We start from the raw sequence: 15715 nt of genomic DNA, 5'->3' as shown, positions 1-15715 counted from the left end.
GGGTATCGCGCCCTTCCGGGCTGCCCTCTCAGTGCGCGCCGCCTGGACCGTGGGCGTGACCGTGCTCCAGCTCCTCGCTGGTGGCCTGACGCACCTCGCGCACCGTCACGTCGAAGTGGAGCGTCTTGCCCGCCAACGGGTGGTTGAGGTCCACCACCACCTGGTCGCCCTTGAGCTCGCGGATGGTGATGGGGATGACGTCCCCGCCCTCCGTCTGCGCGGAGATGGTCATGCCCGGCTGCAGCTGGGCATTCGGGGGGAACATGTCACGAGGCACCGTCTGGAGGCCGCGCGGGTCGTGCTCGCCGTAGCCCTGGGAGGGAGCCACCACCACCTTCTTCGACTCACCCGAGCCCATGCCCTCCAGCTGCCCCTCGAGCCCCGGGACGATCTGCCCCCGGCCATGCAGATAGGAGAGCGGATGCCCGGGCTCACTCTCGTCGACGACCTTCCCGTCCCCGAGGTGCAACCGGTACTCCAATGAGACGACGCTGTCCTTGGACACCTTCATAGTGGCTGCTCCTTCTTTGCTACGGGTATGGGACGACAAGGAGGCGAGAGACAACCCTTGCTCGCTGGCACGCTCAGGAGGCGGGCGAGCCGGGTTCGAGCTGGGTCCCCTCGGACTCGGCGGTGAGCGCGGGCTCGCCCCGGGCCACGTAGACGGCGGCGGCCAGGTCCCCCGTCACGTTGAGCGTGGTGCGGCACATGTCCAGGAAGCGGTCCACGCCGAGCACCAGGGCCAGTCCCTCGGGGGGAATCTTGAAGAGGCCCAGAATCATCGCGATGACCGGGATGGAGCCGGCCGGCACGCCCGCGGTGCCGATGCCCGCCAGCACGCAGATGAACATCACCACGGCCTGATCCGCGATGCTCAGCTGCACACCGAACACCTGCGCGAGGAAGAGCACGGTGACGCCCTCGAAGAGCGCGGTGCCGTTCTGGTTCATCGCCGAGCCGGCGGTGAGCACGAAGCGCGCCACGTTGCGCGGCAGCTTGAGGTTCTCCTCGGCCACCTTGAGCGCGGTGGGCAGCGTGGCGCTGGAGGACGCCGTGGAGAACGCGGTGACGATGGCCAGGCGGCAGTCGCGGAAGAAGGTCAGCGGGTTGCGCCCGCCGAGGAAACGCACCGACAGCGAGTACACGCCGAACATGTGCAGCCCGAGCGCCAGCAGCACCACGCCCACGTAGGAGGCCACCTGCATCAGCACGCCGATGCCCAGGCGCGCCATCATGCTGAAGAGCAGCGCCCCCACGCCGTAGGGCGCCAGCTTCAGCACCCCGTCGATGAGCTTCATCATCACGTCGTGCAGGCCCTGGATCGTCTCGCGCAGCCGCTGCGCGCCCTCCGTGGGCGTCAGGGCCAGGCCCAGGCCGAAGATGAGCGAGAAGATGATGAGGGAGATCATGTCCCCATCCGCCGCCGCCTTGATCGGGTTGCTGGGAATCATGGCGGCGATCAGCGAGGGCACCGAGGTGTTGCTCGGCGAGGGGGCCGCCTGCACCGAGGTGCCCTTCATCGCCAGCGCGCGGGCCTCGTCGCTCAATCCGAGGCCTGGCTTCAGCGTGTTGACCAGCAGCAGCCCGATGAGCACCGCGATGCTGGAGACCACCACGGTGTAGCCCATGGTCCGCAGGCCCAGCCGGCCGAGCTGTTTCAGGTCCAGCTCGCACACGCCCATCACCAGCGCGGAGAAGAGCAGCGGCACCACCAGCATCAGCAGCAACCGGAGGAAGATCTGCCCCGCCAGGGCGGTGATGTTCGTCACCACCCACTCGAGCCATGGCGCGCCTCCGGCCAGGGTGTTGGCGGCGATGCCCGCCACGGTGCCGATGACGATGCCCAGGAGCATCTTCTGGTGCTGCTTCATCCGTGTGCCTCTTCGCGTGTGGCTGGGGAGACGAGCCCCTGGAGACCCAGAGGGGCTCCGCAGCCTACCGATGATTCCCGGTGGCGGATACCTTGTCGGCGGGGGTGTTGATTTCCGGCCGACTCCCCGCCCCCCGGGCCAGCTCGCTCGCCGTCTCGCGGAGCCGCCGCGTCACCCGCTCGGCCCACTCGGGCTCCACCTCCAGGCACGCCGGCTGGCGTCCCAGTCGCAGCGCCGCCGCGGGCATCGAGCCACTGCCGGCGAAGGGGTCCAACACCCGATCCCCCGGCCGGCTCCAGGTGCGAACCAGGGGCTCCAGCACGGAGAAGGGTTTGTGGTGGGGGTGGTTGCCCCAGCGCGCCGCCTCGGCGTCGTCATCGTAGCCACCCACCACCGCCCAGACGGTGGGCAGGCCCGCGGGGTCCAACGGGGGCTCCGGCGTGCGCGACAGGACGAGCGCCACCTCGTACACGCGCAGCAGCTGCTCATTGGCGTTCTTGTCCGTGGTGCGCTTGCCCCAGACGTACTCGCCCCGCAGGTGGCCGTAGCCCAGCGAGCGCGCCACCGCGAGGATGGGCTCCTTGCCCAGCAGGTTCGTCCAGATGGCCAGTGTCGCGTCCGGGGTGAGGTGCGCCACCGCCCGCGTCATCCACGCCTCGGTGAAGGCGCGGTAGTCGCGCACCGTCTCGAAGCGGACGATGGGGTTGCGGTCGATCTTCTTGTTCGCGCGCGGGTCCCTCAGGTCTCCGCCCTTGCGGCGCCTCGTGAGCAGGCAATACGGCGGGTCGGTGTGCAGGAAGGAAGCCTTCGCCTCGCCCAGCACGGCCCGGTATCCCTCGGGTTCCCGCGCATCGGCCCGCACGCAGCGGTAGGAGTCGATCTCATCGTGAGGTTTCATCCGGCGCGCACCCTACCCCAGCCGCCCCGCTTCACCACCGCGCCTCGACAGGCACCGCCCTCGTGACGGCGAGGATGTCCCCCACCGGCACCCGCTCGTGGGACTTGAAGACGGCGAAGTCGTCTCCCTGCTCGGTGACCACGTCCAGCACCTCGTCGATGAAGGCCTCGCCCTCCCGTAGTTGGACCGCCACCGGCCGGTGCCGCAGGACCGCCTCCTCGAGCACGTCGATGAAGTCACAGCGACCTACTTCGTCCTGGCAGATCCGGGTCATCTCTCCTCGCCGCCTTCGGCGCACTCCCTGGCGCCGCGTCCGCCCAGCGTAACGTCCCCACCGCTCCCCCGCCCGCCGGAAGGGCCCTTCACAATGTCGACCGTTGGGTGCTGTTCCGCCAGGGGCCGTTGGCTGACGCACACCTCCCGCCGCCGGCCCGCCGGGTCACGGCCATGCCAGGAGAGCCAGTGCTAACTCGGACGAGGATCCTCTCTCCCTGGAGATGAACGCCCATGCGCTCGACCCTGCTCGCGGGAAGTGTGCTGCTCGCCCTCACCACCCTTGGCTGCGCGTCCGCGTCACCCGATGAGGTCTGCCGACAGATGGTCGACCAGCTGTGCGAGCGGAACTTCGAGTGCCGGACGGACAAGGACACGGCGGTGTTCCAATACGCCTACGGCGCCAGCGCGGAGGAGTGCAAGTCCAGGTTCTACGTCTCCAACGGCTGCGCCGAGCGCACCGAGGACGCCCAGAACTGCGTCGGCTACAACGCGGGCAAGGAAGACTTCGACGCGGGCAGGTTCGAGGAATGCCAGGAGGCTCTGGGCAAGCTCGCCTGCCAGGACTACGTCAATCAGCAGAACGACCCCAAGCTGGCCCCCGCGGCCTGCCGACAGATGTGCGGCTGAGAGAGCACCCCGAGGCTCACCGCTTGCGGCGGCCACGCCTCGGGGCGACGAGCCCGCTGGCTGCCTCCACCCAGCGGCCCTGGAGGCGCGCCTCGTTCGCGAGCGCCTCGTCCCACGAGGGCCCATCGGGCAACAGCCGCGACGCGTGTTCGAGCGTGAGACGCTCCAGCGCGCGCTCCTCGCACAGGCGCCGCAGCTCGTGCGCGTCCAGGCCACAGGCGGCGAGGTACGTCTCGCGCTCCGCGGGTGGAACGTCCAGGCGCGCCCACCACTCCGACTCGGCCCACGTCACCTCCTCGGAGGTAGGTGAGAGGCCCAGCGTCCGGGCCCACCCCGCGAGCAGCGCCCGCCGCAATCCCGCCTCGGCCAGCTCCACCGCGTCGGGAGCCTCCCGCAGGGCGGCGAGCACATCCTCCGAGGACACGAGGCCCGCCTCCGTCTCGCACAGCCCTTCCATGAGACGGCGGCGGCGGACGTAGGAGGACGGCGGGGCACGGCCGGTGCGCTCGCGCACGGGGGCACGTGCTCCGGAGGCGACGAAGGCCGCGGCCGCCTGGATGCAGGCACGCGCGTCCTCTCGTTTGAGATCCTCGATGCCCCCAGCGGCCCACGCGTCCCACTTCTGCCGGATGGCCGGACGCCAGGCCTCCGCCACGGCCGCCAGCACCCGGGGCCATGTGCGGTCCTGGTAGAAGAGCGCCGCCGCCGCGTCCACCAGCGCCCGGGCCTCGCGAGGCGCGAGCACCCGCGCGCGCTGCGCCAGCCGTGCCGCGTGCCGCACGTTGACGAGCGGCACCGTGAAGGGACGGAAGCCGTGCTCCGCGTCGGCATGGAGCAGCGCCACCTCGGAGTCGTCCACCAGCTCGCGCCGGCGGTACGCCTCGAAGATGTGGCCCACGCCCACCACGCCATGCTCGGCGAGCTCCGCCGCGCGCAGGGCCCCCATGCTGCCTCCGCCGAACACCGCCACCCCGGCATCGAGCGCGGCCAGCAGCTCGTGGTGCCAGACGGAGGGCTGCGCCTCGAAGACGCCATCCACCAGGGCGATGGCCCTCGGGCGCAGGGAGAGCGCACGCCACACGTCGCCCTGTCGGGCCGGTGGCAGCACGCGGCACGGAGCCAGCTCCAGGGCCTCGTCCTCCGGCAGAGAGGGGCCGAGGAAGACGACGAGGTCATCGGGACGGGAGGAGACGGGACGGCGTTTCACAGCAGCTCCGAGACGCGCAGGCCCGGCACCACCACGCGCACCACGTGGAGTCCGGGGAGAGGGGCTTCCAGCTCGACGGCGGCGGCCCGGGGGAAGCCCGCCTTCGCGAGCCGGGTGAGCACTTCGCGCACGGCCTCCTCCGGCGAGGACACCTCGTCGGAGAGGTCGGGCATGGACTGCACGGCACGTCTCGGACGCACCTCGGCACAGGCGGCGGCCAGGGCCAGGGAGGCCTCGCGGTCCGCCGCGGCCACATCCTCGCGCGCACCGTGGATGTCGGTCAGCCGGGACTGCGCCGCCTCCAACAAGGCGCCGAGCAGGGCCTGGTCACGTCCCAGCCCACATGCGTAACCCGCCGCCAGGGGCACCGGTCCCTGATCCCGGTCCACGAGCATCGCCCCCCCCACGGGCAGGGCCACGGCGCCGGGAGTCCGAGTACCTGGAGAGAGGTCGAAGAGGTGGACGTCGAAGCCGCGTTGTCGCAGTGCGCTCGCGAGCGCCGCCGTGCGGGGCGCGCCCTGTTCCAGCCCACCGGAGCGCAGCAGGCGGGCGCGGAGCACCTCCTCCGTCCACCCGTCCGGGAGGATGCGCGCGAGCTGATCGCGCTCCGTCGCCTCCAACAGCGCATGCAGCAGTGCCCGCGACCGCTCGGGGTGGGCGCCCGAGCCGTTGCTCGTCCACTGCACGCTCATCGGCCCGAGCGCTGGCGCCCCCGAGGGCGGGCAATACACGGCCTGCGCCGGGACGAGCACGGGACGACCGGAGTGCAGCTCGGCCGCCTCGCGCCACGCGCAGCGCACCTGCCGGCTCCACAGACGGGGAACCACCACGCCCCCCCGAGTGCCCAGCGTGTCGGCGCTCCAGACCGTGTGCCCCTGGGCCTCCAGGCGCTCCAGTGTTCCCCAGACGAGCCGCTCCAGCGGCACCGTCTCCGCGGCCCACAGTTCCGCCGTCTCCAGGAGGGCCCCGGCCGACGCTGCTTGGAGCTCCAACCCCTTGCCGTTGCACACCTGCAGCACGTAGCCGCCCGGACGCACCGCGGCGGCCACCTCCACTCCGGCGCGGTCCAACCCGGTCACCCGAGCCACCCGGGTGACACCCAGCGCACGGGCGAGCCGTTCAAGGAAGGCAGGTGTCAGCGAGGGAGCAGGCGGGAGGGGCACGATGGGACTCGGAGGCGGGCAGACGTGGGCGTATCCGGGGAAGCATGCTAGGGGAGACGGGGCCCAGGAGGCCGAAGAAGATGCTGGAAGTGGGACAAGCCGCCCCGGAGCTCACCGGGACCGATTGCCAGGGACGCACCTTCTCGCTCTCCGCGCTGAGGGGCCGGCGGGTGGTGCTCTTCTTCTTTCCCAAGGCCTTCACCATCGGCTGTACCGAGGAGACGCGGCACTTCCGGGACAACCACGAGCACCTTCAGTCACTCGGGGCGGAGCTGGTGGGCGTCTCGGTGGACACGGTGAAGACGCAATGCGCCTTCGCGGAGAAGGAGGACATCCACTTCGCGCTGTTGGGGGACGAGGCCCGCACCATCAGCAAGGCCTATGACGTGCTCTGGCCCGTGCTGAACGTGGACCGGCGCGTCACCTACATCATCGATCCGCGCGGCATCATCGAGTCCGTCATCCGTCACGAGGTGCGCGTCTACAAGCACCTGGATGACGTGCTGCGCTACCTGAGGGAGCACCCGCTGCCGGAGGCGGGCGCCTAACCCAGCCAGGAGCAGAGGTACTCGCAGTAGCCGTTGCCGCGGGCGCGGCACTTCGGATGATCGACGCGCACGTCGCGGCCCCCGCTCATCTCGATGGCGCGCTGGTGCCAGCCGATGATGGTGAGACAGTCCGCTTCGGTGACGCTCTCCGCGCCCACGGTGCGCAGCACCGCGCTCCGGGCACCGGTCTTCTCGTAGGTGCGTGAGCCCACCGCGTAATAGAGCCGGTAGATCTCCGGCGCGTGGCTGAGGAGGAAGTGCGGATCCCCCTTGCGGATGAAGACGTGGTGGGGGCCCTGCAGGTTCTCCTCCGCGGAGGCCCGGCCCATCTCGACGAAGGCCCTGGCGCGCTCCTTGGGGGAGAGCGCCCCGGCGATGGCATCGTCGAGGCGGAGGTTCAGCTCCAACGGGTACCAGCCGATGGGCATGATGACACCCTCGAGCACCTTGCGATCCGCGGCCGGCAACCGTTGGAGCACCTGCTGGAGACGCTCCACACCTCCCTGCTTCCTCAAGAGGTTGAGGCGGGTGATGAGGACACTTCCCTTGATGCGTGCGGCCGCGCCATCCGATGGCATGTTGCGGGTCCCCCGATGAGTTGTTCCATTGTGTCAGCCGACAGAGGCCGACGGCAACTCAACCGGGAGACCTCGGAGTCATGGCGCGAGCCTTCAGTGCGCGCCGTCAGTGCGTTTCGAGCTCTCGCAGGCGTTTCTCCAACTCCTCGCCGAGCTCTGTTGGCCGACGCAACACCGAGGCCATCAGGACCACCGTGCCATTCGTCTGAGTGATACGTGCGTGCGCCTGGCGAACGCCCGCTGACAGTTCCGTGCGTACCTGCTGGTCCTGACCTCGCAACTCGTCGCGCGACTTGAAGAACTCGCCCACCAGACGCTCCAGCCACATTTGCTGCTCGACCGTTTGAGTACCGAGGCCATTCACCTGGGCTTCCACCTTGTCCATCCGGACGAACAGGCTGCGCACCTGCTCTTCCACCTTGCCCATCCGCACGCCCAGGTCGCGCACCTGTGCTTCCACCTTCTCCATCCGCACGCCCAGGTCGCGCACCTGCGCTTCCACCTTCTCCATCCGCACGCCCAGGTCACGCACCTGCGCTTCCACCTTCTCCATCCGCACGCCCAGGTCACGCACCTGCGCTTCCACCTTCTCTATCCGGACCTCCAGCGCCTCCATCCGGGCTTCCACCTTGTCCATCCGGACTTCCAGCGCCTCCATCCGGGCCTCCACCTTGTCCATCCGGACTTCCAGCGCCTCCATCCGGGCCTCCACCTTGTCCATCCGGACTTCCAGCGCCTCCATCCGGACTTCCAGCGCCTCCATCCGGACTTCCAGCGCCTCTATCCGGACACCCAGACCCTGCACGGCCCGCAGGATCTGCAGGCCAATGTCGCCCCCCATCGTCTCCGCCATTGCTTTCCCTCCTCGCCCAGCTGGGCGCACCGTGAGCCGTCCAGACCCACCGCGTGCAAGATAACGGAACGCTCCGACGAAGCGAACCTCTTTCTGACCTTTCAAGTAGGACCTTCCCCACTACCCCACAGAACACCTCGACTCCAGGACACCCACGAAAAAAATCCCCTTTAACTTTTCGCCGGCTCCGGGGTTTGTAGGGGCGTGAAGGGCGCGGAGACATCCCTGGCGCTGGCGGAGACCGCCACCGAGCCGAGCGACGAGGCGCTGTGCCGCGCCTTCCTGGCCGGTGACGAGGCGGCCTTCGGTACGCTGGTGGAGCGGCACCGGGCCCTGATCTTCGCGCTGATGCGGCGCTACACGGCCCGGCCCGAGGACGCGGCGGATCTCTCCCAGCAGGCGTTCCTGCGAGCCCTGGAGGCCTCGCGCCGCGTCTTCTCGCGCTGGAGTCCCTCGGGCTCCGCGCCCTTTCGGGCCTGGCTGATCCGCATCGCGCTCAACCTGGCGAAGAACCATGCCCGCCAGGGGCTGCGCTGGCGCCGGGTGGCACTGGTCGAGATGCCAGAGCCCGAGGCGTCAGAAGAGTCCGCACAGGAGTCACTGGAGCGAGGCGAGCGGGAGCGACAGGTACGAGCGGCGGTGCTCACCCTGCCCCGCCGCCAGCGCGAGGTGCTGACGCTCCGGGTGGACGCGGGGCTGGGCTTCCGGGACATCGCCGAGACGCTCGGCATCACCGAGACGAACGCGAAGGTGAACTTTCATCACGCCGTGAAGCGTCTGCGGGCGCAGGTGGCGGGCACGTCCGAGGAGGGACACTGATGGCCACGTGCCGGGACTACGAAGAATCGCTCACCCTCCATGCCTCGGGAGCGCTGGAGCCCGGGGAGGAGGCACGGGTGCGCGCGCACCTGGAGTCCTGCGCGGCGTGCCGGGACGAGGTGGAGGCCCTTCGCGAGGTGCTCTCCCTGGCCGCGCTGCCGCCTCCGTCCGCTCGGGAGGAGACAGTGCTGGAGGCACTGCCTCGGACGACCGTCAGCCGCTGGCGCGGGACCCAGGTCCAGCAGGCGGCACGCATGCGGACCGCCGGGGCCCTGTTGGCGCTGGCCGCCGCGGTGCTGCTGGTGCTGGGGCCCGTGGTGCGGCAGCGCACAGCCGTTCCCACGCCGCCATCGGTCGACGTGGAGCTGCCCGACAGCCCGGCGGAAGAGGCCCACTCCGCGCTCGAGGAGTGGGCGCTGGCGGACCCGCTGGCCGAAGCGCTCGACCTGAGTGAAGCGCAACCCGAGGAGCTCCAGCCCGGTGACGAGGTGCTGGACTCCGAACTGGACGATTTCCTGTCCTCCCCCAATCCAGGAGACTCGCTGTGATGAAGCCCATTCGACTGGCGGTACTGACCCTCTCCCTGTTCCCCCTGGTGACGCTGGCCGCTCCAGCCAATCCGGGTGACGCGACGGAGCGCGCGGAGAAGCAGGCGCGGATGATGCGGGTGCTGGGACTGGCGGAGGAGCTGGAGCTGGACGAGGCCCAGGCCCTGAAGATGGCGGAGACGATGCGCCAGTTCGATGAGCGGCGGCGACCGCTGGTGGTCCAGGTCCAGGAGTCCGCGCGGGTGTTGAAGCAGGCGGCGGATGGAGACGCATCAGTGCAGTCCCAGGTGGATCAGGCCGTGCAGCGGGTGTTCGACGCGCGGGTGCAGCTCGCGACGCTGGATCGCGACATGTACCAGGCGCTCTCCAAGGACCTGCCTCCACAGAAGCGGGCGCGGCTCGCCATCTTCATGGCCCGCAACGAGGGGAAGATGGTGCGGCTGCTGAAGCAGGCCGAGCGCGAGGCCCAACGCGAGCAGCGCAGACAGCAGCGCCTGCAGCAGCGGATGCAGCGCCTGCAGCAGCGCGGCACCGGCGGCCCGTAGCACCGCGAGGCCACCGCCCTACACGCGCACCAGCAGGGCCATCTGGTGCGCGCCGATGCCCAGACCAGCGAGGACGAGATACTTCGTGCGCAGCTCGCGGTAGTGGCGGGCCAGGGTGACGGGAATGGAGGCAATCACCATGTTCCCGCAGTCCTCGAGCGTGTGCAGGTATTCGCGCGGGCGGATCCTCTCGTTCCAGTGGTCGAGCAGCTTGCGCGTGGCCTGGTGCGACACCAGGGTGATGTCCTCCCCGGTGAGGCCGTGCTTGCGCAGCAGCCGCTCGACGAGCCTCGGCGGCCCCTCCATCCCGGAGCTCAGGAAGGCCCGCATGCCCCGGGAGGGCTCCAGTCCATACACCGGCTTGTCGAAGCCCGACTCGGGGCGGGGGCGCATGGTCATGGCCCCGTACTCCTCGCTGAAGGTGTCGGCGGCATAGTCCACCAGGACGAGCCGCTCCCCGGGCCCGAGCACGGCCGCACCCGCCCCATCGCCGATGCCGAAGGCGTGGCCCTGCGCGTAGTCCACGTTGCGCGTCCACCCCGCCCCCACCGCCACCAACGCCCGCTCCGAGTGCCCGGCGAGCAGGGCCTCCCAGGCCAGCACGGTCCCCATCACGAAGTTGGCGAAGTCGGACTGCACCGGCACCACCAGCGTGTGCGAGCCCAGTCCCATCTCCCGGTGCACCTCGTACAGCGCGTTGGGAGAGATGAACTCGGACACGGAGACGTACCCGTAGAGCCGATCCACCTGCTCCCGCCGCACCCCCGAGGCCTCCAGCGCCGCGAGCCCCGCCCTCGCGGTGAGCGCGGCCAGCGACTCGTCCGGCCCCAGGCAGCGGTGCTCACGGTTGCCATAGAAGAGCGAGGCCTCGGACACGCCCTGGGCCCGGGCCTCCTCGCGGCTCCGCTCGAAGAGGGGATCGTCGCTGCTCCGCACCCGCTCCGGCAGCGCGGCACCAAAACCCAGGAAGGAGATCGAAGGACGCGTCATCGCCTCGGCTCGCGGCGTGGAGGAATCGTGAGATGGTGGGATAATAGAGCATACCCGGGCCGCCAGGCGGTCTCTCTCTCGCATGCCAGGCGGGGAGGAGGACGGGCGCCGCTGCGAAGCCGGCTCCTGGCCGCTATGGAGAGCGACCTATGAGCGCACTCTCCCTGAGATACGTGGCCCTGGGCGACTCCTCCGGCGTCGGAGTGGGAGCGCGCCATGGCGGCTACGTGGAACACCTCTTCCAGCGGCTGCGCCGCGTCCGCGCGGGCGTGGGCCTGCTCAACCTGTCCGTGAGCGGGGCCACCAGCGCCACCGTCCTCTCCGGACAGCTCCCCAAGGCCAGCCGCTCCCGTCCCCACGTGGTGACGCTGGCGGTGGGCATCAACGACCTGTGGCGCGGCGTGGAGCCCCACCAGTTCGAGTCCAACCTCGAGCAGCTCGCACGCGGACTGGCGGGCACGGGCGCCCCGGTGGTGCTCGCCAACCTGCCGGACATGTCGCTCGCGCCCGTGGCGCGGCTGGCCACCCACTTCCTGCCCATCGAGCTCATCTCGGCGCGCATCGCCTCCTTCAACGAGGCCGTGGCGCGCGTGGTGTCCCGCCACGGCCTCATCGGCGTGGACCTCCACACCCCCAGCCGGGAGGAGCTGCCGCGCAGCCCCGACTACTTCTCGCCCGACGGCTTCCACCCCTCGGACGTGGGCTACATGCGGATGGCGGAGCACTTCTGGCCCGCCCTGCACACCGCCGCCGAGCGCGGCGCCAGCACCGCACAGGCCACCGGCTGAGCTCACTCCGCCTTGCGCGCCTCCGTCGGCTGCAGCGCGGACTGCTTGCGCAGGGCGTTCTGGCCGAGCCGTGAGAAATTGATGGAGTCGCCGAGGATTCGGGCCGCCTCCTGGGGCGCGTGGAAGCCGTTGGAGTTCTCCGCCTCCACGAAGTCCAGGTAGAACTGGGCCTTGCGCTGGAAGCCACGGGCCTCGGCCAGCTGGAGGTCCGTGGCGCCGCCCAGCTTGCGCTCCTTGATGTCGTGGATGAGGTCCACCAGCGCGTCCATGGCCGTGTTGCGCAGCTTGTGGTGACGGTCCTGGATGGTCTCCACCCGGCCCTTCAGCTCCTCCTCGGACCACTTGTGGCACGTCTGGCAGGCGCGGTTGATGTTGAGCAGGGGGCTGCGCACGTGGTGGTCGGAGATCTTCATCGCGCCCTCGCGCTTGTAGGCCATGTGGCAGTCGGCGCAGGCCACGCCCGAGCGGGCGTGGATGCCCTGGTTGTACATCTCGAATTCGGGGTGCTGGGCCTTGAGCACCGGCGCCCCCGTCTCGGCGTGCACCCAGTCCTTGTGCCCGTTCTCCTCGTAGTAGGCCATGATGCCGTCGACGTTCAGGCCCTTGGCCCAGGGGTACGTCAGCCGCTTCTCCGGACCCTTGAAGTAGTACTCGACGTGGCACTGGCCGCAGACGTACGAGCGCATCTCCTGGCGCGTGGCCCGGGCGTTGACGTCGTAGTCGGGCACCCCCTGGCCCGCCTTGAGCGCGCGCATGCCCTCGATGAAGCCGGGGCGCGTCACCCGGAGCGCCATCGTCTTCGGCTCGTGGCAGTCGATGCACGCCACCGGGTGCTCCACCAGCTTGCGCGCCTCCACGTAGGGCATCTGGTTCATCTTCTCGAAGCCCTTGATGAGGTCGCCGTCTCCCAGCTTCTTGTAGGGCAGGAAGACCGAGCCGTGGCAGTGCATGCACGTGCCGGGCTGCCTGGTGACGTGCTGGCGATCCGTGAACGTCTGGTCATCCAGCATGTACGCGTGGCCGCGCTCCTCGCGGAAGTCCACGGCGAAGGCATAGCCGGCCCACATCGTCTTCAGGCGCGGGTCCTCCTCGATGCGCGATTGGGCCACCACCGAGCGCGGATCCACCGAGGTGGGCGTGCGCGGCACGGCCTCGCTGCCGCCGTACTTCGTGCGCACCTGGTCCACGGTGCGCTTGTAGTCGTCGTACTGCAGGGGGAAGTTCTTCCCCCAGATGGCCGGGTCCTCGAGGGTGTCGTCCAGCTCCACCACCCGGTAGAAGGGGTTGCGCGCCTCCTGCTTGCGCTCGGAGATGTTCACCAGCAGGGCAGTGGCCGCCACCGCGCCCGCGGCCGAGACGAGCGCCGCGAGGAGGACGAGCCGGTACCTCCGGAGCCAGGGCTCCGGCTGTGTCGTGGGGTTGCTCATGGTCGGGTCTCCTGAGCCCGCGCGTCCGGCTGGCCGAGCCCTTCCGGGTGGCCCACCGAGTTGTGGCAGCGAAGGCATGAGGTCTCTGGCGCACCGTGGGAGGCCTCGAGGGTCTCCACCAGGTCGCCGTGGCACTTGCGGCAGGCCCGCTCCGTCACCTCCCGGTTGCCCGGGCGGATCTGGATGGGCTCGTGGAAGTCGCCGGTGGTGAAATAGAACGAGTGCCAGAAGCCATTGAACGCCTTGGTCGCGTACTTGCCGACCAGGCCCGAGGGTGTGTGGCAGTCATTGCAGGTGGCCACGGCATGGTGGCTCGACTTCTGCCAGCCCTCGTACTGCTCGCGCATGACGTGGCAGTTGGCGCAGGCGGCGGGATCATTGGCGAGGTACGCGTAGCCCTTCGCGTAGGTGAAGGTGAAGCCACCGATACCGATGGCGAGTCCCACACACGCGCCCAGCGCGACGAACAGCCAGGTCCGGGCGCGCGAGCCCCTCCCCACCGTCCCTTCCGCTTCGCGCCTCATCGCCGCACACCCTTCTCCTCGCACCGCGTCCACCGCCGGCTCATTCCGAGCCGAGACCCGGGGGTTCAATTCCCGGGCCAGGGGTGTACGGGCGGTGTACGGACGGAGAAGTAGCTTTCGAGGTGCAGGATTTGCGTCCGTGGAGCGGAAGGCGGGGAAACCTTGCGCGTGCCGCTACGGCGCGTCCACCGTGCGCACCTGGAAGTCGTCGAACCAGACGCCGGCGATGGGCGTGGCCAGCCCCGCGAGCCCCGGGCCCGTGATGGCGGCCTCATCCGAGTCCGTCACCGTGAGGCGGACCTGCCCATTCACCGAGGCGGAGAGATGCACCGGGCCCGAGCCCCACGCGGACAGGGACAGCGTCGTGGCCTCCCAGGCGGAAGACTGGCCGCTCCGGGCCTCGCCGAGCACGGTGAAGCGCCCATCCCGGTAGCGGCGGATTTGAATGCGCCCGTTCGGCAGGAACACGAGTGCATAGCGAGCATCGCCCTGGGCGCGCAGCACGACACCCGCCTCGTCCGCGGCGAAGGCCTGCAACCACGCCCGCACCTGGCAGTCGCCGCAGCGAGAAGGCAGGGCGAGGGCGAGATCCTCCCCGTCCGGATGGTCGAGGTCACTCACCGCGTACCGGCCGTTCGTCAGCCACAGCCCGCTCTGCACCCAGTCACTCCCGACGCTGTCCGAAGAGGTGCGCGAGAAGCCGTCACTGAAGAGCAGTTGTCCGGGTTCCGGCTCCGGCTCCGGGTCCCCGGCTCCTCCCGACCCCTCTCCTCCTCCGCCCTCCACGGAGAGGGCCACGCGAGCCATCCGGGCCGGTACGCCGTCGGAAGACTCCCCGAAGAAGCAGGGCACCTCGGACGTACCCTCCGGCAGCGTCTCCAGGGCCGTGAGGTAGCCCTTGAAGGTCGCATGCGAGTCGAGCACCTCGGGTCCGCTGAAACGCCCGCCCTCCCACACCCGGGCGTGCAGTTCGTAGTCCGTGCCAGGCTCGCGCATGACGTTGTAGAAGACGTACAGCCTGTCACCGACGCGGGTGACCGCGGGCTGCATCGCCCAGTCCCGCGAGTCCTCCAACAGCGTGCGCGAGCCGAACGTACTTCCGTCAAAGTACCGGTGATAGAGGCGCTCGGTCTCGTCCTTGTAGACGAGGTGCATGCCCCCATGGCCGTCCGCGACCGCGCTCAGCGCGGCCCCGTGATAGATGCCATCGGAGAAGGCATTGCGCACGGAGCTCCAGGTATCCAGCGGATCTCCGTCATCGCGGATGCGCAGGCGCGTGGGCTCGAAGCCATCATGCATGGCGTAGATGAAGACGAGCTTCGAGCCGAGGCTCAGCAGCCGCCCGCCCCCGCGGCGCTTCACACGGCCCAGGTTCGACTGGCGCTGGAAGCTCGCCCCGTCATTGGAGGAGACGGACACCACGGCGGTGGAGCCGCCATCCGAGTCCAGACGGAAGGCCTGCACCCACAACCGGCCTCGTGAGTCACGCGCGAGCAGCGCCCGCGTATAGGCCGTGGAGTCATCGGCATCGAAGACGCGCACCGCGGGCTGGGGAGCCCAGTCGCGGGTGTCCGGCCGGTAGCGCCACCATTGGAAGTACACGTCGTGCTTGCGCGAGGGCTTCAGGCTCGGCGACTCCCACGAATAGACGAGCGCCACGTCCCGGCCCACCACGAGCATGTCGGCCCGGTCGTGGTGACTCCCGTCCGGCTGGATGGCGGCGGCGAAGCGGAACGTGCGGCCCCCATCCCCCGAGCGGAAGAGAGACAACCCCCGGCCCTCCACGCCTTCCTGCTGGACGGCGAGCAGCCAGGTAGGCGGCCGCCCATCCTCCGTGTCGATACGCACCGCGTGACGTTGAGCCGGCAAGGTGAGCGCATTGCCCGCGCGCACCGGAAGCAGAGGCGTCGAACTCGCGAGCAACGTCGCGAGCAGCGCCGTCGAGAACCCCACCATCCCATCCCTCCCCCATGTCCCCCGGGGCAAGCTAAAGCACCCTGGAGCAGGAGAGAAGCGTCGGCGTCGGGGCACCGGGATGCCCCGAGCGCCCGGC

General features: G+C 69.9%; 18 protein-coding genes. 6 read left to right on the top strand and 12 right to left on the bottom strand.

What is annotated here, in order from left to right; all coding sequences use genetic code 11:
* Positions 1 to 28 precede the first annotated feature (28 nt).
* The 4 genes from JRI60_RS15660 to JRI60_RS15645 all read right to left on the bottom strand — a co-directional run bounded on the left by JRI60_RS15660 (position 29) and on the right by JRI60_RS15645 (position 3043).
* Entirely contained in the window at positions 29 to 511 is a 483-nt protein-coding gene (locus JRI60_RS15660; RefSeq protein ID WP_204226668.1) for an FKBP-type peptidyl-prolyl cis-trans isomerase, read from the bottom strand.
* 73 nt (positions 512 to 584) lie between these two features.
* A complete protein-coding gene (locus tag JRI60_RS15655) occupies positions 585 to 1871 on the bottom strand; it encodes a dicarboxylate/amino acid:cation symporter (protein WP_204226667.1) in 1287 nt (428 codons plus the stop codon).
* A gap of 64 nt (positions 1872 to 1935) precedes the next feature.
* Positions 1936 to 2769, bottom strand: coding sequence for a DNA-methyltransferase (locus JRI60_RS15650; RefSeq protein WP_204226666.1), 834 nt, complete (start codon positions 2767 to 2769; stop codon positions 1936 to 1938).
* A gap of 31 nt (positions 2770 to 2800) precedes the next feature.
* Positions 2801 to 3043, bottom strand: a complete 243-nt coding sequence (locus tag JRI60_RS15645; RefSeq protein WP_204226665.1) for a hypothetical protein — start codon at positions 3041 to 3043, stop codon at positions 2801 to 2803.
* 233 nt (positions 3044 to 3276) lie between these two features.
* Here JRI60_RS15645 and JRI60_RS15640 point away from each other — a divergent pair, with 233 nt between their 5' ends.
* Positions 3277 to 3672 carry a hypothetical protein gene (locus JRI60_RS15640; RefSeq protein WP_204226664.1) on the top strand — a complete coding sequence of 132 codons (396 nt, stop codon included), beginning with the start codon at positions 3277 to 3279 and terminating at the stop codon, positions 3670 to 3672.
* 16 nt (positions 3673 to 3688) lie between these two features.
* Here the strand turns inward: JRI60_RS15640 and JRI60_RS15635 are convergent, their stop codons facing one another.
* Entirely contained in the window at positions 3689 to 4879 is a 1191-nt protein-coding gene (locus tag JRI60_RS15635) for a TfuA-like protein (protein ID WP_204226663.1), read from the bottom strand.
* Positions 4876 to 6042 (bottom strand): YcaO-like family protein, encoded by a 1167-nt coding sequence (locus tag JRI60_RS15630; RefSeq protein WP_204226662.1) that lies wholly within the window; start codon positions 6040 to 6042, stop codon positions 4876 to 4878. Before JRI60_RS15630 ends, JRI60_RS15635 begins: the two co-directional genes overlap by 4 nt.
* Before the next feature lie 80 nt (positions 6043 to 6122).
* On the opposite strand from JRI60_RS15630, the gene JRI60_RS15625 reads away from it, so the two are divergent.
* On the top strand, positions 6123 to 6590 hold the full coding sequence (locus JRI60_RS15625) for a peroxiredoxin (RefSeq protein WP_204226661.1): 468 nt from the start codon (positions 6123 to 6125) through the stop codon (positions 6588 to 6590).
* Here JRI60_RS15625 and JRI60_RS15620 read toward each other — a convergent pair.
* Positions 6587 to 7168, bottom strand: a complete 582-nt coding sequence (locus JRI60_RS15620; protein ID WP_204226660.1) for a TIGR02265 family protein — start codon at positions 7166 to 7168, stop codon at positions 6587 to 6589. The genes JRI60_RS15625 and JRI60_RS15620 overlap by 4 nt on opposite strands.
* Before the next feature lie 106 nt (positions 7169 to 7274).
* Positions 7275 to 8021, bottom strand: coding sequence for a hypothetical protein (locus tag JRI60_RS15615; protein WP_204226659.1), 747 nt, complete (start codon positions 8019 to 8021; stop codon positions 7275 to 7277).
* Positions 8022 to 8225: 204 nt separating this feature from the next.
* Here JRI60_RS15615 and JRI60_RS15610 point away from each other — a divergent pair, with 204 nt between their 5' ends.
* Genes JRI60_RS15610 through JRI60_RS15600 form a run of 3 tightly spaced genes read left to right on the top strand, consistent with a single transcriptional unit; the run spans position 8226 to position 9933 of the window.
* Positions 8226 to 8840, top strand: a complete 615-nt coding sequence (locus JRI60_RS15610; RefSeq protein ID WP_239470538.1) for an RNA polymerase sigma factor — start codon at positions 8226 to 8228, stop codon at positions 8838 to 8840.
* Positions 8840 to 9388: an anti-sigma factor family protein gene (locus tag JRI60_RS15605; protein WP_204226658.1), complete on the top strand. Its 549-nt coding sequence runs from the start codon at positions 8840 to 8842 to the stop codon at positions 9386 to 9388. Before JRI60_RS15610 ends, JRI60_RS15605 begins: the two co-directional genes overlap by 1 nt.
* Entirely contained in the window at positions 9388 to 9933 is a 546-nt protein-coding gene (locus tag JRI60_RS15600) for a Spy/CpxP family protein refolding chaperone (RefSeq protein ID WP_204226657.1), read from the top strand. Before JRI60_RS15605 ends, JRI60_RS15600 begins: the two co-directional genes overlap by 1 nt.
* Positions 9934 to 9951: 18 nt before the next feature.
* Here the strand turns inward: JRI60_RS15600 and JRI60_RS15595 are convergent, their stop codons facing one another.
* A complete protein-coding gene (locus tag JRI60_RS15595) occupies positions 9952 to 10923 on the bottom strand; it encodes a 3-oxoacyl-[acyl-carrier-protein] synthase III C-terminal domain-containing protein (RefSeq protein ID WP_204226656.1) in 972 nt (323 codons plus the stop codon).
* A 149-nt stretch (positions 10924 to 11072) separates the two neighbouring features.
* Between JRI60_RS15595 and JRI60_RS15590 the strand changes: the two genes are divergently transcribed.
* On the top strand, positions 11073 to 11711 hold the full coding sequence (locus JRI60_RS15590) for an SGNH/GDSL hydrolase family protein (RefSeq protein ID WP_204226655.1): 639 nt from the start codon (positions 11073 to 11075) through the stop codon (positions 11709 to 11711).
* 2 nt (positions 11712 to 11713) lie between these two features.
* On the opposite strand, the gene JRI60_RS15585 is transcribed toward JRI60_RS15590, so the two are convergent.
* From JRI60_RS15585 to JRI60_RS15575, 3 genes are all read right to left on the bottom strand, one after another.
* The gene (locus tag JRI60_RS15585; RefSeq protein ID WP_204226654.1) at positions 11714 to 13138 is read right to left on the bottom strand and encodes an ammonia-forming cytochrome c nitrite reductase subunit c552; all 1425 of its coding nucleotides are present in this window, start codon (positions 13136 to 13138) and stop codon (positions 11714 to 11716) included.
* The gene (gene nrfH / locus JRI60_RS15580) at positions 13135 to 13662 is read right to left on the bottom strand and encodes a cytochrome c nitrite reductase small subunit (protein ID WP_204226653.1); all 528 of its coding nucleotides are present in this window, start codon (positions 13660 to 13662) and stop codon (positions 13135 to 13137) included. Before nrfH ends, JRI60_RS15585 begins: the two co-directional genes overlap by 4 nt.
* Before the next feature lie 174 nt (positions 13663 to 13836).
* Positions 13837 to 15618, bottom strand: coding sequence for a hypothetical protein (locus tag JRI60_RS15575; RefSeq protein WP_204226652.1), 1782 nt, complete (start codon positions 15616 to 15618; stop codon positions 13837 to 13839).
* Between the last annotated feature and the right edge of the window lie 97 nt (positions 15619 to 15715).

Source organism: Archangium violaceum (assembly GCF_016887565.1).
Lineage (GTDB): Bacteria > Myxococcota > Myxococcia > Myxococcales > Myxococcaceae > Archangium > Archangium violaceum_B.
Note: the sequence above shows the minus strand (reverse complement) of the source record. Positions and strands in the feature narration are given on the sequence as shown.